Raw genomic sequence first — 21,708 nt, 5'->3', positions numbered from 1 at the left:
TACTACTTGGGTACACGCTGATAGCGTGCGACCTCCAGGAAAACATCGGAATTGGCCGGATCGTCCAGATAATCGAACACCTGGTCCAGAGGACTGGTGATCAGAATGCCCTGCCCGATCCCACTCTCCACTGGCTGGCCAGTGAGGTTCTGCTGATCCACCCATTGCCTGAATCGATCCAGATCCAGGTTATAGACAACCAGTTCATGGGCATCGGTCACCTCGAATCCGGCCATTACATAGTGAGAGCCATATTTTTCAGGCAGTTGCGCCGACAGATACCAGCGGCTGCCATGCTCGGTCACCGTGAAGCGGTACTCATCGCGATGCTTGCGATCACCTTTACGATAGCTGACTGCCTTGTAAAGGTTGCCGCTGATCCGGGAAAGCTCGAGTTCGAGGGGCTCGCCCCAGGCATTCTTGCTGGTCCAGGGCCCAAGCAAATGGGCCGGGGCGGCGCTGCCTGCGGGAAGGGTGTCCTCGAAAGTCACCAGACAACCGCTCAAGAGCAGGAACGACAGCGCAATCAATGCGCGCCAGGCTTTCATGGTGCTCTCCTGAAAAAGGGGTATCTCATGGGCAGACCGATGAGTCGATCCCAAGGACCAGACGCGTCTGGCGAGTGAGAATACCGAGTATTTCTTCGTCCGCCTGATAGTGCGGGCCATGAAGCAGACCCTGATATTCCATCCGGCGGATAATCCCCGTCAACACCTGAGCATCCTGAACAGGCTGCGATGAGCCGATAACCTGCAGAAACTGATAGGTGCCTTGCAGCAGGATCTCCTGATGGGCAACCACCAGCGGCGCCAGCCGAGGATTGATCAATGCCTCATGGTGAAAGGCGTGCTCGGCAATCAGATACTCACGGCGAGTCTGCAACTGGTGACGGATGTATTCCATGGTCATGCGCGCAATATCATCGGCCAGACGCAAACGGTCAGCCGGATTGGCGGTACCGCGGGTCAGCATTTCCCGCAGCACGACTTCGGTGTTCTGCCACAATTTGGCCTGATAGGCTGCGCTGCGTTCGACATACTGAGCGAAGGCATCGGTCAGCAGGTCATCGATGTCCTTGAAGTAATAGGTGGTGGCCGACAGCGGCACCTGCGCTTCAGTAGCAACGGCCCGGTGCCGCACCGCCCGCACACCATCGCGGACCACGATGCGCATGGCCGCATCGAGAATCTTCTGCCGACGCTGCTCACTCCCCTCCCGACTGGCCTTGCGGCCCTGATACCTGACACTCCTGGCCACGGCGCTGGCAACGTCGGCGGCGCCTTCTTGAGCGATTGTCACGACGGGGGATTCCTTTCTGATTGGTCTCTTCGCGAATGAATTCGCTACGGGGATTCATTCGCGAAACATGGATATAAAAAAGCCGCCCTGTCGGGCGGCTTGTCTTGTAGCTGATTACGCTTGTGGCCGCATGTGCGGGAACAGGATCACGTCGCGGATCGACGGGGAGTTGGTGAGCAGCATCACCAGGCGGTCGATGCCGATACCTTCACCGGCCGTTGGCGGCATGCCGTATTCCAGCGCACGTACGAAGTCGGCGTCGTAATGCATGGCTTCGTCGTCACCGGCATCCTTGTCGGCCACCTGGGCCTGGAAGCGCTCGGCCTGGTCTTCAGCGTCGTTCAGCTCGGAGTAGGCGTTGGCGATTTCACGGCCACCGATGAACAGCTCGAAACGGTCGGTGACGCTAGGGTTGTCATTGTTGCGGCGTGCCAGCGGCGAGACTTCAAACGGGTACTGGGTAATGAAGTGCGGCTGCTCCAGCTTGTGCTCGACCAGTTCTTCAAAAATCATCACCTGAAGTTTGCCCAGACCTTCGAAGCCCAGCACCTTGGCGCCGGCTTTCTTGGCGATGGCGCGGGCTTTGTCGATGTCGTTCAGGTCATCAGCGGTCAGCTCTGGGTTGTACTTGAGGATCGAGTCGAACACGGACAGACGAACGAACGGCTCGCCGAAGTGGAACACCTTGTCGCCATAAGGCACGTCAGTGGTGCCCAGAACCAGTTGCGCCAGTTCGCGGAACAGTTCTTCGGTCAGGTCCATGTTGTCTTCGTAGTCGGCGTAAGCCTGGTAGAACTCCAACATGGTGAATTCAGGGTTGTGACGAGTAGAAACGCCTTCGTTACGGAAGTTGCGGTTGATCTCGAACACTTTCTCGAAGCCGCCGACCACCAGGCGCTTGAGGTACAGCTCAGGCGCGATGCGCAGGAACATTTCCATATCGAGGGCATTGTGGTGCGTCTCGAACGGTTTGGCAGCAGCACCACCGGGAATGGTCTGCAGCATCGGCGTTTCGACTTCAAGGAAGTCGCGCTTCATCAGGAAGCTGCGGATGTGGGCAATGACTTGCGAGCGGACACGGAAGGTATCGCGTACTTCTTCGTTGACGATCAGGTCAACGTAACGCTGACGATAGCGCTGCTCGGTGTCGGTCAGGCCATGGTGCTTGTCCGGCAGCGGACGCAGGGACTTGGTCAGCAGGCGCACGCTGGTCATTTCGACGTACAGGTCGCCCTTGCCGGAACGGGCCAGCGTACCTTCGGTGGCGATGATATCACCCAGGTCCCAGGTCTTGACCGCAGCCAGGGTTTCTTCCGGCAGGGTCTTGCGGTTGACGTAGACCTGGATGCGACCGGTCATGTCCTGGATCACCATGAACGAGCCACGGTTAAGCATGATGCGACCGGCAACCTTGACCGGAATCGCTGCATCGGCCAGCTCTTCCTTGGTCTTGTCAGCATACTTTTTCTGCAGATCGTTGCAGTAGCTGTCGCGGCGGAAGTCGTTGGGGAAGGCCTGACCCTTGGCGCGCTCGGCAGCAAGCTTTTCCTTGCGCAGGGCGATCAGGGTGTTTTCTTCCTGTTGCAGGGCTTGCGGGTCGAGTTGTTGGTCGCTCATGTCTTAGATTTTCCATCACAGGTTCGTTGTCCCCCGCCCTCGGCAGGGGATCGCGGGCAAGCCACGCTCACGGATCGAGGTGGCTGCGCGTTATTACAGGCCTTGCTTGAGGCTTGCGATCAGGTACTCGTCGAGGTCGCCGTCGAGCACCTTGTCACAGTCGCTACGCTCGATGTTGGTCCGCAGGTCCTTGATGCGCGAGGCATCCAGAACGTAGGAGCGAATCTGATGACCCCAGCCGATGTCGGACTTGGTGTCTTCAAGCGCCTGGGACGCAGCGTTGCGCTTCTGCACTTCCTGCTCATACAAACGGGCCCGCAGCATTTTCATGGCGGTGTCCTTGTTCGCATGCTGGGAACGTTCGTTCTGGCAACTGACCACGGTGTTGGTCGGAACGTGGGTGATACGTACCGCCGAGTCAGTGGTGTTTACGTGCTGACCACCGGCACCGGAGGAGCGGTAGGTGTCGATCCGCAGGTCTGCCGGGTTGATGTCAATTTCGATGTTGTCATCGATTTCCGGCGAGACGAAGACAGCCGAGAACGAGGTGTGGCGACGGTTGCCGGAGTCGAACGGGCTCTTGCGCACCAGACGATGAACGCCGATTTCGGTACGCAGCCAGCCAAAGGCGTATTCACCCTTGATATGCACGGTCGCGCCCTTGATACCGGCGACTTCACCGGCGGACAGCTCCATGATGGTTGCATCGAAGCCACGCTTGTCAGCCCAGCGCAGGTACATGCGCAGCAGGATGTTGGCCCAGTCCTGGGCTTCGGTGCCACCGGAACCGGCCTGGATGTCCAGGTAGGCGTTGTTCGGGTCCATGTCGCCGCTGAACATGCGACGGAATTCCAGCTTTTCCAGCAGTTCGCGCAGGCGCTCGACTTCAGCGGCCACATCGTCGACGGCAGCCTGGTCTTCTTCCTCGGCGGACATCAGCAACAGGTCCTTGGCGTCGGCCAGACCCGAGGTCATGTCATCCAGCGTTTCGACGATCTGCGCCAGCGAAGCGCGCTCGCGGCCCAGGTTCTGTGCGTACTCGGGGTTGTTCCAGACAGCGGGATCTTCGAGCTCGCGGTTTACTTCGGTCAGACGATCATGCTTGTGATCGTAGTCAAAGATACCCCCGAATGGTTTCGGAGCGCTCGGACAGGTCCTTGATGCTGTTTAGGATCGGGTTGATTTCCATGGTGGGCAGCACTCGCAGGCGAAATTTTCAAAGCCGACGAGTATACCCCAGGGAGAGTAATGAAAGCAGCCCGTTGTACAGGAGTTATGGCATCGGACTGCTTACAGGAAGATCAGCCGCCTACCGCTACCTGATTACGACCACTGTGCTTGGCCAGATACAGGCCCTTGTCGGCATCGAGGATCAGTTGTCGGCTGTTGAGGCCGTTCTGCGGAATCACGGTCGCCACGCCGATGCTCACGGTCAGCGTCGAGCCCGGCGCCGGTGCCATGTGCGGGATGTTCATGCCCGCCACGCTCTGGCGCAGTTTTTCAGCCAGCAACCGGACGCCACCGGGGGTGGTATTGGGCAGGACCATGGCGAACTCTTCGCCGCCATAACGGGCCGGCAAATCGGACGGACGGCTGCAACTGGCGCGAATCGCCTTGGCCACCTGACGCAAGGCTTCGTCGCCTTCGAGGTGACCGAAGTTGTCGTTGTAGGCCTTGAAGTAGTCCACATCGATCATCATCAGCGACAACTGACTCTGCTCACGGGTCGCCCGGCGCCATTCCAGCTCCAGGTATTCATCGAAATGACGGCGATTGGACAGGCCGGTCAAGCCATCGGAGTTCATCAGGCGTTGCAGCACCAGATTGGTGTCGAGCAGTTGCTGCTGGCTGACCCGCAAGGCGCGGTAGGCTTCATCGCGCTGCAACAGGGTCATGTAGGAGCGGGAGTGGTAACGGATGCGCGCCACCAGTTCGATGGTGTCGGGCAGCTTGACCAGATAGTCATTGGCCCCCGCCGCAAACGCCGCACTCTTGATCAGCGGGTCTTCCTTGGTGGAAAGCACGATGATCGGAATGTCCCGGGTCATGGGGTTGTTGCGGTATTCGCGCACCAGTGTCAGCCCGTCCAGACCCGGCATGACCAGATCCTGCAGGATGACCGTCGGTTTGATCTGCATAGCCTGGGCAATGGCCTGATGGGGGTCGGCGCAGAAGTGGAAGTCGATGGACTCTTCATTGGCCAGACCACGACGCACGGCTTCACCGATCATCGCCTGATCGTCCACCAGCAGCACCATCGCCGAGTTTTCATCGGCAGTCTTCAATTCGTCGGGCTGCACGTCATGCATGATGCGTCTCCTGATCACCGGCGGCGGGAAAGCATAGGCTTCGCCCCCCACCTCCACCACCAGACTGCGCACGACCGAAAGCGTCAGCGGCATTTCGATGCGGAAGCAACTGCCTTCACCGGCCCACTGCTGCAATTCGACACTGCCATGCATCTGACGAACCATATGCTGCACGGCGTCCAGGCCTACGCCGCGACCGGAGATTTGCGTGACCTTGTCCCGCATGCTGAAACCCGGCAGGAACAGAAAACTCAGAAGCTCCTCTTCGCTCAACTGCGCAGCGGTTTCGGCAGGCGACAGTTTGCGCTCGATGATGTTGCTGCGCAGACGTTCGAGATCCACGCCATTGCCATCGTCGCTGAGCTGCACCACCAGCAGGCCAGCCTCATGAGAGGCGCGCAGAAGAATCTGCCCTTCCGGGTCCTTGCCCAGCTCCTTGCGTCGCTCGGGAGATTCGATGCCGTGGTCCACGGCATTACGCAGCAGATGGGTCAGAGGCGCTTCCAGCTTTTCAAGCACATCGCGGTCGACCTGAGTCTTGTCACCCTCGATTTTCAGACGAACCTGCTTGCCAAGCTCACGCCCCAGATCGCGAACCATGCGCGCCTGACCAGTGAGCACGTCGGCAAACGGGCGCATACGGCAGGCCAGTGCGGTGTCATACAGCAACTGCGCTCGCTGCCCCGACTGCCAGCCGAACTCATCCAGTTCGGCAGCCTGCTGGATAAGCATCTGTTGATGCCTGGGACAGAAAATCGCGGGCATCATCCAGAGCTTTCTGTGCGTCAGGTTCCAGACCCGCATCGCCAAAACATGCCCCAAGCACTTCCAGGGCCCTGTCGCTGCTGACCTGCAGACGCTTGAGGCGCTGCATGCCGGCCTGCAAGGGTTTCATGCGCTGGGTTTCCACCAGCGCCTTGCTCGACAGATCCAGCAAGCCATTGAGACGTTCGGCGGTCACCCGCAAGACTCGTTCGCCACCATCGGACACCCGGCGCTCGCGTGTCGCGGCAGGCGCAGGTTCCGGTTCGGCCACCAGAGGCTCGGGGGGCGTCGGCGGCTCAAGACGCAAAGCGGCAGCCAGCGCATCGAGGGAGGCCTGATTGCTGCCCGGCGCTGGCACCAACAGCGGCTCGACCAGCGGTATATCGCTGGCTGTCAGCAGGTCGGGTAACGGCTCTGGCAATGAGTCAGGCAATGGAACACTGACCGATCGCGCGGCTCCGACTCCCGAAGTCAGCAATGAATTCACGCGCTCGACATAGCTGTCGATATCGCTCTGCCCGATGCTGCTGTCAGTCGGCGTGGCAATGCGCATCAACAGGTCGGTGCCCAAGAGCAAGGCGTCGATGTGTTCGGCCTGGAGCAGCAATCGCCCTTCCTGAGCGCTGACCAGACAATCCTCCATGACATGGGCCACGCTGACGCCGTAATTGACCCCGACAATCCGCGCCGCGCCCTTGAGGGAGTGGGCGGCGCGCATGCAGGCTTCCAGTTGGTCGGCCAGGGTCGGATTGCGTTCCAGTTCCAGCAGGCCGGCACTCAGCACCTGGGTCTGGGCTTCGGCTTCCAGGGTGAACAGCTCGAACAGTGAGGCGTCGCGCATTTGATCGGGGGTCATGTCAGGCTCCGGTTGATCGCCGCCAACAACTCATCTTCATCGAGCAAACGCAGACTGCGACCCTTCCATTGCAGGACACCACGAGTAAATCGTGCATTGGCATGCGTGCCGGAGGCCGACGCCGCATTCAGATGGCGCTCTTCCATGGCGTGAATACCATCGACTTCATCCACCGGCACCACCACCGGCCCGCCTTGTGCGGCGATGATCAACATGCGCGGCACCACACGCCCACTGGTGGCCAGCACCGATCCGCTGTCGAGCCCCAGCAGTTCGACCAGAGAAATGCATGCCACCAGGGCACCACGCACATTGGCCACACCGAGCAGCGCACGGGAACGCTGATGGGGCAACGAATGGATGGCCTGATCGGGCGCGACCTCCGACAGGCTGCGGGTCGCCAGCCCGAGCCACTCATCACCCAGGCGGAAGACCAGGATCGAGCGGGTCTGGACATCACGCTGCAACTGACTGCCCTGAAACGGGTCGCGATGCTCCTGAAGCAGGGAATAGCGATCGAGCAGGCGAGTGGCTGCAGCGGAGTACACCGCACAGTTGCGGCAATGGATGTGCTCCGGCAATACCGGGCAGGAACGGTCACCGTGAATGCCGATGCGGTTCCAGCAATCATCAATGTCCTGGGCGTCGTCGTGAGTCAGACTCGCAAGAGTGGACAGCCCCGTCATCGATTGCTTCCTTGTTTATTGGCGCCACGGGTAGCGCGATCCTGGAGGCGACGGGCACCGGCACTGTCCCCTTGCGAGGCCAGCAAGGCAGCCAGTTGCGCCAGGGATTCAGGATGCTGCGGCTGCAAGTACAGCGCCTTGCGATAGAAACCCTGAGCCTGCGCCACATTACCCTCCACTTCGCTGAGCAGCCCCAGCCAGTAGAACACCTGCGCCACCGGCTCGTGCCGCTGCAGATAACGTTCACAAGCCGCACGCGCTTCCACGCTTTTGCCCTCGTTGGCCAGACTGGCGATGGTCGCCAGTTGGGTCGCGCTATCATCGCCGCCTGTGGCAGCGGACGCGGGCCGGGAAGGAACAGGCGCACTGACCGATGCAGGCGCAGGCGCGAAAGGCCGTGGCGCGGGCCGGGCAGGCTCGCGAACCGGTGGCGCAACGCTGCGGGCAATCGGTACAGGCTCGGCCAGTACAGGCGCACTGGCGTCCTGGCCGGGCGCATGCCTGAAGGCGAACGATTGCGCGATACCGGCAGAGCGCATGCCGACCCGACTCAGCAGATTACCCTCGGCCGGACCGATGAATAACACCCCGTCTTCACGGGTCAGGCGCTTGAGTACCTTGAATACGTGGCGTTGCGTGGCCTGATCGAAATAGATCACCAGATTGCGGCAGAACACAAAATCGTAGGGTTCCTGAGTTGCCAGAGCCGGGTCCAGCAGATTGCCGGCCTGGAAGTTGACCCGTGCCCGCACCCTGTCTTCAACCTGGTAGCCATCCCCCACCGGCTTGAAATGCCGGTCGCGAAAGCCCAGATCAGAGCCCCGGAACGAGTTCTTGCCATAAATGCCACGAACAGCCTTTTGAATCGACAGAGGGCTGATATCGATGGCGTCGATCTTGAAGTACTGCGCACCGATGTTGGCATCGAACAGCGCCATGGCAATGGAATAGGGCTCTTCACCAGTCGAACACGGCAAACTGAGAATACGCAGTGGCCTTGAATTCTTGAGCGTCATCAGGCGTTCAGATGACAGCTTGCCCAGGGTCAGGAAGGACTCGGGGTAACGGAAAAACCAGGTTTCCGGAACGATCACCGCTTCGATCAGGGCCTGCTGCTCGTCAGGCGAACTCAGCAGTAACTGCCAATAGGCTTCATCGTCTGCTGAAGTGGTGTTCTGAGAGCGCTGGCGCAACGCACGCACAATGATGGCCTCGCCCACGGAGGTGACATCCAGGCCAATGCGATCCTTGAGAAAACTGAAAAAGCGCGAGTCATCACTCATGGCGCATCCTCAAGAAGCTCCAGATCAAGCGGAGGAATGGGATACAGCAGCTCACGCACGGGTTCGGTCAACAGCTCCTGAACGTGAATCCATTGCAACAGCCCCTGCTCGCACTCCCGAACCGGCCCCAGATAAGGCGCCAGGCGGTTTTCCAGGCCGTACTCCTTGAATTCCGAAGCCGGACAACGCAAGGTCTCGGTCGCCTGCTCCAGAATAAGCCCGAGCAACTGTGCCGGGTGCGCCGCATCATGACGATAATGCACCAGCACCATGCGGGTACTGGTGCGTGCAGCTGCCGCCTGCCCGGAACTCAAGGCGCTGATGTCGATGACCGGCACGATTTCGCCACGGTGGGAGAAGATGCCCGCCACCCAATGGGGCACGTGAGCGATGGCCTTGAGTTTCACACGCGGCAGGATTTCGGAGATCTCGATGGCCTCCAGCGCGTAACGCTCCTCGCCGATACGGAACAATAGAAACAGCTTGTTCGCGACAGGCACAGGGCCCTGACGTTTGGGTGAGAGATCCATCATGGCCCGGACTCAGACTTTGAATCGCGAGACGCCACTGCGCAGCCCTACCGCGACCTGACTCAACTCGTCGATGGCGAAACTGGCTTGACGCAATGAGTCGACAGTCTGGCTGCTGGCATCGGCCAACTGGACCAATGCCTGATTGATCTGCTCGGCGCCCGTGGCCTGGGCCTGCATCCCCTCGTTGACCATCAGCACCCGCGGTGCCAGAGCCTGGACCTGATGAATGATCTGCGAAAGCTGCTCGCCCACCTGGGTGACCTCGAACATGCCACGTCGCACTTCTTCGGAGAATTTGTCCATACCCATCACGCCAGCGGACACCGCTGACTGGATTTCGCGCACCATCTGCTCGATGTCATAAGTGGCAACGGCGGTCTGGTCGGCCAGACGGCGCACTTCCGTGGCAACCACCGCAAAACCGCGCCCGTATTCACCGGCTTTTTCGGCCTCGATGGCGGCATTGAGCGACAACAGGTTGGTCTGGTCCGCGACCTTGACGATAGTCACCACCACCTGATTGATATTACCGGCCTTCTCGTTGAGGATCGCCAGCTTGGAGTTGACCAGATTGGCCGCGCCCATCACCTGATGCATGGTGTCTTCCATCCGCGCCAGCCCTTGCTGACCGGAACCGGCCAGGACCGAAGCCTGATCGGCAGCCGAGGTCACTTCAGTCATGGTGCGGACCAGATCACGGGAAGTGGCAGCGATTTCACGTGAGGTCGCACCGATTTCAGTGGTCGTGGCGGCAGTTTCAGTGGCGGTGGCCTGCTGCTGACGCGAAGTGGCCGCAATTTCGGTGACGGAGGTGGTGACCTGGACCGAGGAACGCTGAGCCTGGGCAACCAGTGCGGTCAACTCGGTCATCATGTCGTTGAAGCCGGTTTCCACGGCGTTGAACTCATCCTTGCGTGCCAGATTCAGGCGCGAACTCAGATCGCCGGTACGCATGACGTCGAGGATTTTCACGATGAGCTGCATGGGTGCAGTGATAGAGCGCATCAGCAGCAGACCGCAAGTACCAGCGGCCATGAGCGCGATCAACAGGGAAAAGACCATGCTGATCTTGGCGCCCAAAACGGCAGTCACAATGCTCTCGGTCGCCTTGTCGGCCAGTAGTTTGTTGGCGACGATGATATCGTTGAGCTGTTTGCGGCCCTCACTCCAGACCGGATTCACCTGTTCATAGAATTCGGCACGCGCCTTGGCATAATCGCCCGCGCCATAGGAAGCATGGACTTCCTTGAGTAAGCGGCTATAGCTTTCGCGCCGTTTCTCGAACAAGGCAAAGTTGGCTCTTTCAGCCTCGTCGAAAATGGACTTCTTGTAACCATCTATCTGGGTCTGGAGATAATCGTCGAACCCTTCGAACTGATCCTGCTCCTGCTTGGTCAGTGGTCGCGCCCGGCCTTCGCCGATCAGCTCCAGGGTGCGAATGTAACTTTCGCCCCAGGAGCTGCGCACCAGAGTGCTGTAATAGACGCCTGGAAGCGCATCGAGGCGGACCTGTTCCTCGCTGGACTCAATCGACAACAAGCGCGAGTAAGACACAACCACCATCAACAGCATGATCGCGATGATGACGGCAAAACTCGCCAAAATCCTTTGGCGCAGAGTCCAGTTCTTCACAGTCAGTCCTCAAGAGTTCAACAACGGCATCTGGCCGTGTTCAAGAAGCGGACCGACAGACGGTCCAAGCGGCCTGAGTATAGCCCAGGCTTTTGTGTATTAGCGTGTTGCAAGGAAAGGAAATTGAAAGTGGCGATATTGGCGGGTTAGTTCAGAAAACCTGGCGGACGGGAGATGTGCGTTTATTACGGGTATCAAGTAAGCGTTGTCATCCGGAGGGCTATCGACAGTGACATAGCCCTCGCCTCTGTTCAGCCATTTATTGGGCCTGACGCACCTGCTCTTCCAGCTCGGACTTGAGACCCGGAGCCAGCTTCAACTGACGTGCCAGTTCGTCAAGGTAGGCCCTTTCCATGAAGTGCTCCTGGTCCACCAGAATCACGCTGGCGATATACATCTCGGCCGCCATTTCCGGGGTTTTCGCCGCACGTGCCACTTCCGAAGGATCAAGCGGCTTGTGCAGTTCGGCGTGCAGCCAGTGTCGCAATTCGTGGTCGTTGCTCAGCTTGCTGAACTCGCCTTCGATCAGTTCGCGCTCACGCTCGTCGACATGGCCGTCAGCCTTGGCTGCCGCCACCAGAGCCCGCAGGATGGCCTGGCTGTGTTCTTCGGCCTGAGACTCGGGCAAGCGATCAATGGTCTGGGGCTCACGCTGGGCAGTCACGCCCTGACTGGCCTGCCAGTTGTTGTAAGCCTTGTAGGCCAGCACGCCCAACGCAGCCAGACCGCCATAGGTCAACACTTTGCCGCCCATCCCGGAGCGTTTGCCCTTGAGCAGGCTCATGGCCCCGGCCGCCAGCGCACCGCCGCCCGCACCGGACAGCAAACTCCCCAGCCCACCGCTCTTGCCGCCGGATTTCGAACCCGAAAGCAGGCTACCCAGGCCGTTTACCAGCGCGTCGCTGCCGGATGAACGCTTGCCGGATTTGCCGCTTACCTTGTCTTGCAACATGTTTTGTCCAGACTTGAGCAACTGGTCAAGCAAACCACGCGTATTCATGAGAAACCTCCACAGGTCTAGTCAGATGATTCATTGACACGCAGGTTAATGGGAAGTCTCACAAGGGTGATTTAAGGTGTGCATCTGAATGTTGCAGATGATGCGTCCCGGTCAATCACTTCATACCTGAAAAAGTTAAACCGCAACTTGTGCAACCCTGACACGTTTCAAAGGTCAATTCCCTCAGAGACATCACGTGCCCATCCGGGTGCATCGATAATAGATTCCAGACACCTCATGAATACGCCATCCCATCCGTGCTGCTTTACCGGAGCTTGCCTGAAGTGACGACAAGCATTGGTTTTCCAGCGGGCATGAGCGAAACGGCCCGGACGATAAGAAACAAGGACTGGAGCCAGACGTCTCTGGGGCCGGTAGAACAGTGGCCTGCCTCACTGAAAACCGCGCTGAATCTGATTCTGAACTCACCGGAGTCGATGTATCTGCTCTGGGGACCGGAGCTGATCTTTTTCCATAACGACACCTACACGCCGATTCTTGGGCCGCGCAAGGGCAATGCCATCGGCGAGCACGCCACGAAACTGTGGGCCGATGTATGGGATCAGGTGGCGCCCATGGTGCAAGACGCTCTTGCCGGCAAGAGCTATCAATGCAAGGACATGCCACTGACCATGGCTCGCTATGGCGAGACCGAACAGACCTGGTGGTCGTTTTCCTTTTCTCCGCTGATCGATGAGCAGGGCGTGATCGTCGGCATGTTCTGCATCACCAAGGAAACCACCCGCTATGTCCTGGACAAACAGGCACTGGAATCCAGCGAGCAGAAACGACAGCAACTGATCGACGACCTGATCGAACTGGAAAAGCAGCAGACCGCCAAGCTGGAACAACGGACTGCCGAGCTGAATACCTTTTGGGATATTTCCCCGGATCTGCTGGCGATGGTCGACTTCAATGGGCATTTCCTGCGGGTAAACCCGGCGTGGTGCGCAGTGCTGGGACGAGAGCCTCGGGAGTTGATCGGGAACTCGATTCTGGATCTGGTTCATCCTGACGATATATCCAGAACCCAGGACGCCCTGCGGCACGCCATCGACAACGTGCTGCCATTGTTTGAAAACCGCTACATGCACAAGGACGGCAGTTATCGCTGGATCGGCTGGACCTCTGCGCCGGGCGACGGCCTGGTTTTCGCCTTGGGCAAGCACATTACCCATGAAAAACTGCACTCCGAAGCCCTGCGCATTGCCGAAGAGGCCCTGCGCCAGTCACAGAAAATGGAGGCTGTCGGGCAACTTACCGGTGGCCTGGCCCATGACTTCAATAACCTGTTGATGGGAATCACCGGTAATATCGAACTGCTCCAGTCACGGGTGAATCAGGGCCGCACAGACCTGGGCCGCTATATCTCCAGCGCCCTTGAAGGTTCGAGACGTGCCGCAGCCCTCACCCATCGGCTGCTGGCCTTCTCCCGCCGCCAGACCCTGGCGCCGAAAGCCACCCATGTCGATCAACTGGTCGCGGGCATGGAAGAACTGATCAACCGCACCGTCGGGCCGGCCATCGACATGCAAGTCCTGCGCACCCACGACCTGTGGTCGACCATGGTCGACCCCCATCAACTGGAAAACTCGCTGCTCAACCTGTGCATCAATGCCAGGGATGCCATGCCGGACGGCGGCACGCTGAAGATCGAAACTGCCAATCGCTATCTGGATGATGCGACAGCAGCCAGGTACGAGATGGTCGCAGGGCATTACGTGGCACTCTGTGTCAGCGATAACGGTACCGGGATGACTGAAGAAGTGGTCGCCAGGGCATTCGATCCGTTCTTTACAACCAAGCCCATCGGCATGGGCACAGGTCTTGGCCTGTCGATGATCTATGGTTTTGCCCGGCAATCCGGCGGTGGCGTCAGAATCGATTCCCGGCCCGGGAAAGGCTCGAAGATCTGCATTCTTCTGCCGCAGCTCATTGGCGACAGCGAGCCGGTCGAACATGACAGCAGCCTCGATATTCCACTCATACAGAGCGCAGGCGGCGAAACCATCCTGGTGGTGGACGACGAACCGGCCGTGCGTGCGCTGATGAGCGAAGTACTCGAAGAACAGGGCTACAACGTTCTGGAAGCCGAGCATGGAGCTGCGGCCCTGGTGATTCTGCAATCCAGGGTAACCATTGATTTGCTGATCACTGATGTCGGCTTGCCCGGCGGTATGAATGGCCGCCAGGTGGCCGATGCGGCCAGAACGGTGCGTCCGGATCTGAAAGTGCTGTTCGTGACCGGTTACGCCGAGAACGCCGCCCTGGAGCAGGACACTCTTGAACCGGGAATGCATGTGCTGACCAAGCCGTTTGCAATCACCACACTGAGCAACCGTATCACTGAACTGCTGGATGGAACTGCACAGGAACCTGACTGGGCCCCTGTGCCTGAGTGATCAGTCCCGTAGGTCGGACTCATGAATCGGCTGGTCACGGTGGGTCGCACGCTGATACTGCGCAGGCCAGACCGCCTTGCGTCCGCCCAGATCGTCATCGGCATGCAACGGCCAGTACGGGTCGCGCAACAATTCACGCGCCAGCAGGATGATGTCGGCCTGTCCGGTGCGCAGGATATGTTCGGCCTGTGCAGGTTCGGTAATCAGGCCCACCGTACCGGTGGCAATCTCCGACTCCTTGCGCACGCGCTCGGCAAAGCGCGTCTGGTAACCGGGGCCGACCGGAATTTCAGCATTGGCCGAAGTGCCTCCCGATGAAACGTCGATCAGGTCGACACCCAGAGCTTTCAGGCGACGCGCCAGCTCCACCGTTTCGTCAGGGTTCCAGCCGTCTTCCACCCAGTCGGTGGCCGATACGCGGACAAACAGCGGCAACTCTTGGGGCCAGACATCCCTCACGGCTTCAGTCACTTGCAGCGTCAGGCGAATACGGTTTTCAAACGAACCGCCGTACTGGTCAGTGCGCTGATTGCTCAATGGCGACAGGAACTGATGCAGCAGATAGCCGTGGGCGGCGTGAATCTCGACCACCTTGAAGCCCGCGACCAGGGAGCGACGGGCGGCGTCGACAAAAGACTGGATCAGACCCTGGATCTGGCTTTCGCTCAGTTGCACCGGGGCCGTGTGTTGCGGATCGAAGGCAATGGCCGATGGCCCCCAGGGTTTCCACCCACCTTCACTCTCGGGCACGCTGCCATGCTTGCCCAGCCAGGGACGCCAGGTGCTGGCCTTGCGTCCGGCGTGGGCCAGTTGAATACCTGCCACCGAGCCCTGGGACTCGATGAAACGGGTAATGCGTTGCAGGGGCTCGATCTGCTCATCGTTCCACAGGCCAAGATCCTGGGCCGTGATGCGGCCATCTTCGGTCACAGCAACGGCTTCACTGAACACCAGCCCCGCACCGCCCACGGCACGACTGCCCAGGTGAACCAGATGCCAGTCGTTGGCCAGGCCATCGACACTGGAATACTGGCACATGGGGGAAACAGCGATGCGGTTGGGCAGTTTGAGCTGGCGAAGGGTGTAGGGTTCAAGCAGCAGGCTCATGGCGACCTCTCAGGTTGAAAATCAGGCGCTGGACTGTTTTGTGTCTACAGAGACTAGTCGACAACGTGAAAGGTGGCCGGGTTCCGGCTGATTAGCGGGGCGCTATATGGGTCACCATCAACTGCACCGTTTCATTGCCGCGAAACTCGTTGAGGTCCAGTTTGTAAGCCAGTTCGACCCAACGGATGTTGGGATTGGGCCAGATGTCGCGATCAACGCCGAAAGCGATGCCATCCAGCTTTACCGAGCCGCACTCGGTCCTGAGCACCATTTTCAAGTGCCGCTCACCGACCACACGCTGCTCGACCAGTTGGAAAACGCCATGAAACAGCGGCTCGGGGAAATGCTGACCCCATGGCCCGGCATTGCGCAGCGCACGCGCCAGCTCCAGATGAAACTCCTGGACTGCCAGCGTACCGTCCGAGAGCAACCGCCCGGTAAGGTCTTCTTCGCTGAGTTGACGCCGCACCTCCAGGTCGAAGGCTTCGGCAAACATCGGAAAGTTCTCTTCCGGCAGGGACAGGCCTGCGGCCATGGCGTGCCCACCGAACTTGCTGATCAGTTGCGGGTGACGAGCGGCAACGGCGTCCAGGGCATCGCGGATGTGAAAACCTTGTACCGAGCGAGCCGAGCCTTTCAACACGCCCTCCCCAGCACTGGCGAAGGCAATGGTCGGGCGGTGGTAACGCTCTTTCAGGCGCGAGGCGAGGATACCGATGACGCCCTGGTGCCAATCGGGCTCGAACAGGCATAACCCGAACGGCATGGACTCCACCGGCAAGTCCTTGAGCTGGGCCAGTGCCTCGCGCTGCATGCCTTGCTCGATGGATTTGCGATCCTGATTCAGCTCATCCAGTTGCACCGCCATTTCCCGCGCCAGGACCGGGTCATCGCAGAGCAGGCATTCGATCCCCAGGCTCATGTCGTCCAGACGACCCGCCGCATTCAGCCGTGGGCCAAGGATGAAGCCCAGGTCGGTGGAGGTGATGCGCGAAGGCTCGCGCCGCGCCACTTCAAGGATGGCCCGCAACCCGGGCCGGGCACGACCAGCGCGAATCCGCATCAGCCCCTGATGCACCAGAATGCGGTTATTGGCGTCCAGCGGCACCACATCGGCCACGCTGCCCAAAGCCACAAGATCAAGCAGATCGCCCAGGTTGGGCTCGGCACGTTGCTGGCTGTTGAACCAGTCGATGGCCCGCAGACGGGCGCGCAGGGCCATCAGCACGTAGAAGATCACCCCGACGCCTGCCAGTGACTTGCTCGGGAACGTACAGCCGGGCTGGTTCGGGTTGACGATGGCGTCAGCTTGCGGCAGTTCATGGCCCGGCAAGTGGTGGTCGGTCACCAGCACGCTCAGCCCTGCCGCCTTGGCCGCCGCCACGCCTTCGACGCTGGAAATGCCGTTATCCACAGTGACCAGCAATTGAGGATCGCGCTGCAAGGCCACTTCGACGATTTCCGGGGTCAGGCCGTAGCCGTACTCGAAGCGATTGGGAACCAGATAATCCACATGCGCAGCACCAAACAGGCGCAGCCCCAGCACCCCGACGGTACTGGCCGTCGCACCGTCGGCATCGAAGTCCCCAACGATCAGAATACGCTGGCGCTCCTGCAGCGCCGTCACCAGCAACTCTACCGCCGCATCGATCCCCTTGAGCTGCTGATACGGGATCAACCGCGCCAGCCCTTTGTCCAGTTCAGCCTCGGACGTCACGCCCCGTGCGGCGTACAGCCGGGTGAGCAAGGGCGGCAGGTCGCCAAGAAAAGGCAGTGTATCGGGCAACAGACGGGGTTCGATGCGCATGCGGTTCAGCTGATTCTCTGTGTATTCAACAATCGGGGCGTGTCGTTCAAGGCCGGGCTGTCAGCCGCGCTCACCTGCCAGCCACTGCAACTGCACTTCGTGCTGACCGCGATCATCGGTCACGAACACAGTGCCTTCGCTGATCATCACATCCCACTTGATGACCCGTGGCATGTCCTTGGCCAGTTGCTCAAGGACTTCCTGCGGCACTGCCGCGATGTTGACGTTCTTCAGGTTCTTGACCGCCGGAACCACCTTGCCTTCCCAGACACGCAGGCTGCCATAGGCCAGCAGGCTGGTGCGCTCGGTACGACGCGAACACCAGGTCAGGCGATCGGCGTCAGGCTGGCCGACCTCGATCCAGTGCAGGACGCGGTCATCGAGACTTTTTTCCCAGAGCGCCGGTTCGTCTACTTCAGACAGGCCACGACCGAAAGATAATTGCTCGTTGTACCAGAAGGCATAGGCAAGCAGACGCACGGTCATGCGTTCTTCAGTCTCGGACGGATGACGGGCGATTGTCTGCTTGACGCTTTCATAGACCCCACGATCAAGATCGGTGAGGTTCAGTTCGAATTTGTAGGTCGTGGACGGCTGGGCCATGAACGGGCTTCTAGAGTCGGGGAAAAGGCGCAAGTCTAACCGATACCGGCCCGTGGAACGACCTCATTGCCCCGGCACGCAAAATACACTGGCCTGATGACGTGCATTGATGCAACTTAAGCCCGCGGCAAAAGCGACCCTGTTGGCATTGATGTCAGGATTCAAAGCACTTGTGACGTAAGCGTGACGATAGCGATCCAATCACGGTCCGTTCACTTGAATTTTATTTTTCGGGATGAAACCAGAGAATGTCTTTTCTCGCCTCGCCATCTGCAGGATCGCGCCTGACCAGGCTGCTGCTGATCCTGGTGGTATCCGGATTGCCCTCCATCAGTCAGGCCAAAGAGACATTGATCTGGCTGCTGCGGGACATGCCCCCCGTGACGATGTTTTCCGGCCCTTATCAGGGCCAGGGCGCTATCGATCTGTTCATGCCGGTCCTCACAGCCCGCATGCCCGAGTATGAACATGTGCTGATGCGGGTCAACCGGGCACGGGGCACACAGATGCTCAACGACCCGAAGCTGACCTGCGATCCCACCTTGCTGTGGACCGAGGAACGGGCCAGGACCATCGTGTTTTCGATTCCGACTTATATCGTGTTCAGCAACGGACTGGTGGTACGCAAAGATGATATGCACCTGTTCTCGCCGTTCATCGCCGACGGACATGTCGACCTGCGGGCGCTGCTGGACAGCAAGAGCATCAAGCTGGGTGTCGTTGCCGAGCGCAGTTACGGGAGCGTGATCGACGAAGTTCTCAGCCATACCCCAAGACAGGAATTGAACGAGCACTATGGCAACGATGCCGTCGGCAGCCTGCTGCAAATGGAGCGACTGGGACGTCTGCAGGCTCTGATCAGCTATTGGCCCGAAGCCCGCGCCCTGGCCATGGTCCAGGGGATAAGACCTGAAGAACTGGCCTTCCTGCCGGTCAAGGACACGCCCAAATACCAATTCACCCACATTGGCTGCTCCGACACCCCGCAAGGCAGGCAAGCCATGGAAATCATCAACCGGGAAATGCGCACGCTGCGCGAAACCAGCCTGTTGAATTTCTATGCAAACTGGCTGGATCCAGAACTGCGTGAGCAGTACATAAAGGATGCCAAGGCATTCTTCGAGACGAATTAGGTGCTGTACGAAATGTATTCAGCGCAGTAAACCGATACGCAGATATATTTCACACAAAAGAAACCCCGGGCAGAGGGGAGAACTGCCCGGGGCAAACACCTGGGAGGTTTTCGATCACCGGAGCACAATGATCGAACCTGCCACAATTTATGTGAACGCTCGCAAGGAGGAAGGTTCCTGGCTCGTTCAGGCAAAAGCCGGCGCGGTGAACCCACGGCTCAGTTCGGCGTGACGCGTCGCGGCGATCATGCAAGGTTCGATACGGCCTTCGGCAACCATCAAATCCCGGTGCAGACCATCCACGACATCTGTGAGCTGGCGTTTATCGCCCAGTTGATCGGCGCTGAAACGACGCTCGATCACAATGGCACCTGCCGCATCCCTCAGTGTTACCAGACCCTCCGGGCTGAGGCTGACCTGGTAAGGAGCCAGCGCTTCGCTTAGCAGTAAGCTGATATTTTCCATCTGGATCACCACTCAACAGTTTGAATGCAAAGGTGCTTATCACTGACCATCGGCAAGCGCGGAAAGTTCTTTCGCCTGCGAGGTTCATTGGATGGCTCAGATGACCGAGCATGCCTGTGGAATATGACAGGGAAAAAACCAGAGTTCAGATCGGCTCAACAACTATAGGAAAATTCACCATAACTTACGTCAATAATCCTACGGAACGCCTGTAGATCAAGGCGATACTCGAACAGCAACATCGTATGCAATGACTCTGGCCGCCATCCGATGGAGCAATACCTTGAGCGCTTCCGCTGATCATCCCTTGCGCATCATCCTGGCCGATGACCATCCGATTTTTCTGATCGGTCTGCGCGTGGTGATCGAGCAGGAAAACACCGCCCATGTCGTGGCACAGGCCTGTACCCCGAACGAACTGCTGCTGATGCTCAAGAACCATGAGTGCGATGTGCTGGTCACGGACTTCATGATGCCAGCCGAACGGCAGAACGATGGTTTACGCCTGCTGCAGCGCATTCATCGCGACTTCCCGCAACTGCCGGTTATCGTGGTGACAACATTGAGCAACCCGGGACTGTTCCAGGCGATGCTGGCGCTCAATGTCAAAGGGTTACTGAGCAAGGCCAGCGTGGCGAGCGAGTTGCCTGCCGCCATCAGGAGCATCCGCCGACAGGAAGTGTTCATGGCCGACTCGGTACACCGGGTTCTGCTGAAGGCAGGGGATCATGGAACTGACAGACCGAAGCCGCTTGAACAGTTGTCACCCAGGGAGCTGGAAGTCGTTCGCCTGCTCGCAGCCGGAAACACCGTCGGTGAAATCGCCACACAACTGAACCGCAGCAAGCAAACCGTCAGCGCCCAGAAAGTCAGCGCCATGCGCAAGCTCGGCCTGGGCAACGAAGCAGCACTGTTCATTTACCTGCAGGAACATGGGCTGTCCTGACCCGCCGTCTTGCGGGATACCGCCTGCGGTTTGTTCCTCTTGCGCTCGGCAAGCCAGACCAGCAGGTCTGCCGCACTCAATGGCCGAGAAATGAAATAGCCCTGAATGGCAGGGGCCTCCAGCACCATCAGGCTGTGAAAGTCATCGATGGTTTCCACACCTTCCACCACCACGTCCATCGACAGGCGGCGAGCCATGAACATCGCCCCGGCGACGACCGCCGACTTGCGAGCGTCGTCCGCCATGCCTCGCACGAACTCGGTCGGGATTTTCAGTTCGCAGAACGGTAGCTGTAACAGCCGCTGGATGTTCGATGCTCCCATCCCGAAGTCATCGATGGACAACTTGCAGCCCAGCATGCGCAAACGCAGCAGCGCCTCAAGTTGCCAGGACTGAGGCTCCAGGGCGTCATGCTCGAGCACTTCCAGAGTCAGGATGCTTGCCGGTAGTTCATACAGGACCAGAAGCCCCGTGATTCGCGTAGCAAAATCCGTCTGCTCAAGCACCTGCGGTGCAATATTCACGGCCACAGGCAACGCCTCGCCCTGCCGGAACCTGACGTCGGCAGACAATTGCAGAGCCAGCTCAAGCACTCGCCAGGTCAACGGCACGATCAACCCTTCGTTTTCAATCATCGACATGAAACTGCCGGGTGCCAACAGGCCATGTACGGGATGCTGCCAGCGGACCAGCGCCTCGACGCCCAGTACCTCACCATCGACACTGACCTTGGGTTGAAAGTGGGCGATCCATTGCTCGGCCAGTGACAGCATATCCAGGCTGATCTCACCGGCCTGTGGACCAAGCAGTTGCCCGGCACAGAAAACATGTTGAGACTTCGATACGCTTTGAGCCGGAGCGTGGGGCAAGTGCCCATATGCCTGGAGCAAATCGTACAACCGGGCTGCCGAAGCCGGCTTCTGCAAGCCCCCCAATACCTCGAGCCCCTGACTGCGGGCCAATTGAACCACGCCATCGAGCACCGACTTCGAAGCACTGCTGAGAATGATCAGCGCCCGAGCCTGGCCACTTCGAGCCAGATGAGCGATCAAATCCAGGCCATCCGCGCCATCCATCTGCAGATCACAGATGGCGATATCGACCCCTCCCCGATTGAGCAACGATTGCCGGGCGACTTCGACGCTGTCTGCGGCCAACACCTGGAACACCTGATTGGCGTTGAGCATCTGGTGCAGGGCCATCAATTGGAAAGGGTTGTCTTCAAGGATCAGAACTTTGAGAGCGCGCATGGTCATTTTCCAGAT

The 21,708-nt window shown here is 59.3% G+C and carries 18 protein-coding genes and 1 pseudogene; 3 read left to right on the top strand and 16 right to left on the bottom strand.

Annotated features, from left to right (window positions below; translation table 11 throughout):
* Positions 1-2: 2 nt before the first annotated feature.
* The 11 genes and pseudogenes from KGD89_RS06035 to KGD89_RS05985 form a co-directional block, all read right to left on the bottom strand.
* The gene (locus KGD89_RS06035; protein ID WP_025258911.1) at positions 3-548 is read right to left on the bottom strand and encodes a hypothetical protein; all 546 of its coding nucleotides are present in this window, start codon (positions 546-548) and stop codon (positions 3-5) included.
* Between the two features lie 25 nt (positions 549-573).
* A complete protein-coding gene (locus tag KGD89_RS06030) occupies positions 574-1,299 on the bottom strand; it encodes a TetR/AcrR family transcriptional regulator (RefSeq protein ID WP_025258910.1) in 726 nt (241 codons plus the stop codon).
* Positions 1,300-1,413: 114 nt separating this feature from the next.
* Positions 1,414-2,916, bottom strand: coding sequence for a lysine--tRNA ligase (gene lysS / locus KGD89_RS06025; RefSeq protein ID WP_025258909.1), 1,503 nt, complete (start codon positions 2,914-2,916; stop codon positions 1,414-1,416).
* Positions 2,917-3,009: 93 nt separating this feature from the next.
* Positions 3,010-4,105, bottom strand: a protein-coding gene (gene prfB, locus KGD89_RS06020) for a peptide chain release factor 2 (RefSeq protein ID WP_117148217.1) whose coding sequence is annotated in 2 segments (ribosomal slippage) — positions 3,010-4,032 and positions 4,034-4,105 — 1,095 coding nt in all. Because the reading frame shifts where the segments join, the coding sequence is not laid out codon by codon here.
* 112 nt (positions 4,106-4,217) lie between these two features.
* Positions 4,218-5,225, bottom strand: a complete 1,008-nt coding sequence (locus tag KGD89_RS25955; protein WP_025258907.1) for a response regulator — start codon at positions 5,223-5,225, stop codon at positions 4,218-4,220.
* Positions 5,199-6,846, bottom strand: a pseudogene (locus tag KGD89_RS25950) (chemotaxis protein CheA); the annotation flags it as partial. The pseudogene KGD89_RS25950 and the gene KGD89_RS25955, both read right to left, overlap by 27 nt.
* Complete coding sequence (locus KGD89_RS06005; protein ID WP_025258905.1) at positions 6,843-7,532, bottom strand: chemotaxis protein CheW; 690 nt, start codon at positions 7,530-7,532, stop codon at positions 6,843-6,845. The gene KGD89_RS06005 and the pseudogene KGD89_RS25950, both read right to left, overlap by 4 nt.
* Positions 7,529-8,815: a CheR family methyltransferase gene (locus KGD89_RS06000; RefSeq protein WP_025258904.1), complete on the bottom strand. Its 1,287-nt coding sequence runs from the start codon at positions 8,813-8,815 to the stop codon at positions 7,529-7,531. The genes KGD89_RS06005 and KGD89_RS06000 overlap by 4 nt, the downstream gene beginning before the upstream one ends.
* Entirely contained in the window at positions 8,812-9,348 is a 537-nt protein-coding gene (locus KGD89_RS05995) for a chemotaxis protein CheW (protein ID WP_025258903.1), read from the bottom strand. The genes KGD89_RS06000 and KGD89_RS05995 overlap by 4 nt, the downstream gene beginning before the upstream one ends.
* A 9-nt stretch (positions 9,349-9,357) precedes the next feature.
* Positions 9,358-10,980 (bottom strand): methyl-accepting chemotaxis protein, encoded by a 1,623-nt coding sequence (locus tag KGD89_RS05990; protein WP_025258902.1) that lies wholly within the window; start codon positions 10,978-10,980, stop codon positions 9,358-9,360.
* A 259-nt stretch (positions 10,981-11,239) separates the two neighbouring features.
* A complete protein-coding gene (locus tag KGD89_RS05985) occupies positions 11,240-11,980 on the bottom strand; it encodes a tellurite resistance TerB family protein (protein ID WP_025258901.1) in 741 nt (246 codons plus the stop codon).
* A gap of 284 nt (positions 11,981-12,264) precedes the next feature.
* Between KGD89_RS05985 and KGD89_RS05980 the strand changes: the two genes are divergently transcribed.
* Complete coding sequence (locus KGD89_RS05980) at positions 12,265-14,382, top strand: hybrid sensor histidine kinase/response regulator (protein WP_025258900.1); 2,118 nt, start codon at positions 12,265-12,267, stop codon at positions 14,380-14,382.
* On the opposite strand, the gene KGD89_RS05975 is transcribed toward KGD89_RS05980, so the two are convergent.
* The 3 genes from KGD89_RS05975 to KGD89_RS05965 all read right to left on the bottom strand — a co-directional run bounded on the left by KGD89_RS05975 (position 14,383) and on the right by KGD89_RS05965 (position 17,899).
* Positions 14,383-15,489 carry an NADH:flavin oxidoreductase/NADH oxidase gene (locus KGD89_RS05975; RefSeq protein ID WP_025258899.1) on the bottom strand — a complete coding sequence of 369 codons (1,107 nt, stop codon included), beginning with the start codon at positions 15,487-15,489 and terminating at the stop codon, positions 14,383-14,385.
* Positions 15,490-15,580: 91 nt separating this feature from the next.
* Complete coding sequence (gene recJ / locus KGD89_RS05970; RefSeq protein ID WP_025258898.1) at positions 15,581-17,296, bottom strand: single-stranded-DNA-specific exonuclease RecJ; 1,716 nt, start codon at positions 17,294-17,296, stop codon at positions 15,581-15,583.
* Positions 17,297-17,356: 60 nt separating this feature from the next.
* Positions 17,357-17,899, bottom strand: a complete 543-nt coding sequence (locus KGD89_RS05965; protein WP_025258897.1) for a YaeQ family protein — start codon at positions 17,897-17,899, stop codon at positions 17,357-17,359.
* Positions 17,900-18,195: 296 nt separating this feature from the next.
* Here KGD89_RS05965 and KGD89_RS05960 point away from each other — a divergent pair, with 296 nt between their 5' ends.
* The gene (locus KGD89_RS05960) at positions 18,196-19,032 is read left to right on the top strand and encodes a TIGR02285 family protein (protein WP_025258896.1); all 837 of its coding nucleotides are present in this window, start codon (positions 18,196-18,198) and stop codon (positions 19,030-19,032) included.
* 186 nt (positions 19,033-19,218) lie between these two features.
* Here KGD89_RS05960 and KGD89_RS05955 read toward each other — a convergent pair whose 3' ends face one another.
* Positions 19,219-19,497: a DUF3509 domain-containing protein gene (locus tag KGD89_RS05955; protein WP_025258895.1), complete on the bottom strand. Its 279-nt coding sequence runs from the start codon at positions 19,495-19,497 to the stop codon at positions 19,219-19,221.
* Between the two features lie 283 nt (positions 19,498-19,780).
* Between KGD89_RS05955 and KGD89_RS05950 the strand changes: the two genes are divergently transcribed.
* Positions 19,781-20,443 carry a response regulator transcription factor gene (locus KGD89_RS05950; RefSeq protein WP_025258894.1) on the top strand — a complete coding sequence of 221 codons (663 nt, stop codon included), beginning with the start codon at positions 19,781-19,783 and terminating at the stop codon, positions 20,441-20,443.
* Here the strand turns inward: KGD89_RS05950 and KGD89_RS05945 are convergent.
* Complete coding sequence (locus tag KGD89_RS05945) at positions 20,416-21,693, bottom strand: EAL domain-containing response regulator (protein WP_025258893.1); 1,278 nt, start codon at positions 21,691-21,693, stop codon at positions 20,416-20,418. The genes KGD89_RS05950 and KGD89_RS05945 overlap by 28 nt on opposite strands.
* Between the last annotated feature and the right edge of the window lie 15 nt (positions 21,694-21,708).

The organism is Pseudomonas cichorii (assembly GCF_018343775.1).
Taxonomy (GTDB): Bacteria; Pseudomonadota; Gammaproteobacteria; order Pseudomonadales; family Pseudomonadaceae; genus Aquipseudomonas; species Aquipseudomonas cichorii.
The sequence above is the reverse complement of the archived record's forward strand: the minus strand, read 5'-3'. Positions and strand labels throughout refer to the sequence as shown.

Coding starts and splice junctions, on each gene's coding strand:
- KGD89_RS06035 (WP_025258911.1), bottom strand. CDS start 548: ATGAAAGCCTGGCGCGCATTGATTGCGCTGTCGTTCCTGCTCTTGAGC.
- lysS (WP_025258909.1), bottom strand. CDS start 2,916: ATGAGCGACCAACAACTCGACCCGCAAGCCCTGCAACAGGAAGAAAAC.
- KGD89_RS25955 (WP_025258907.1), bottom strand. CDS start 5,225: ATGCATGACGTGCAGCCCGACGAATTGAAGACTGCCGATGAAAACTCG.
- KGD89_RS06005 (WP_025258905.1), bottom strand. CDS start 7,532: ATGACGGGGCTGTCCACTCTTGCGAGTCTGACTCACGACGACGCCCAG.
- KGD89_RS06000 (WP_025258904.1), bottom strand. CDS start 8,815: ATGAGTGATGACTCGCGCTTTTTCAGTTTTCTCAAGGATCGCATTGGC.
- KGD89_RS05995 (WP_025258903.1), bottom strand. CDS start 9,348: ATGATGGATCTCTCACCCAAACGTCAGGGCCCTGTGCCTGTCGCGAAC.
- KGD89_RS05985 (WP_025258901.1), bottom strand. CDS start 11,980: ATGAATACGCGTGGTTTGCTTGACCAGTTGCTCAAGTCTGGACAAAAC.
- KGD89_RS05975 (WP_025258899.1), bottom strand. CDS start 15,489: ATGAGCCTGCTGCTTGAACCCTACACCCTTCGCCAGCTCAAACTGCCC.
- recJ (WP_025258898.1), bottom strand. CDS start 17,296: ATGCGCATCGAACCCCGTCTGTTGCCCGATACACTGCCTTTTCTTGGC.
- KGD89_RS05965 (WP_025258897.1), bottom strand. CDS start 17,899: ATGGCCCAGCCGTCCACGACCTACAAATTCGAACTGAACCTCACCGAT.
- KGD89_RS05955 (WP_025258895.1), bottom strand. CDS start 19,497: ATGGAAAATATCAGCTTACTGCTAAGCGAAGCGCTGGCTCCTTACCAG.
- KGD89_RS05945 (WP_025258893.1), bottom strand. CDS start 21,693: ATGCGCGCTCTCAAAGTTCTGATCCTTGAAGACAACCCTTTCCAATTG.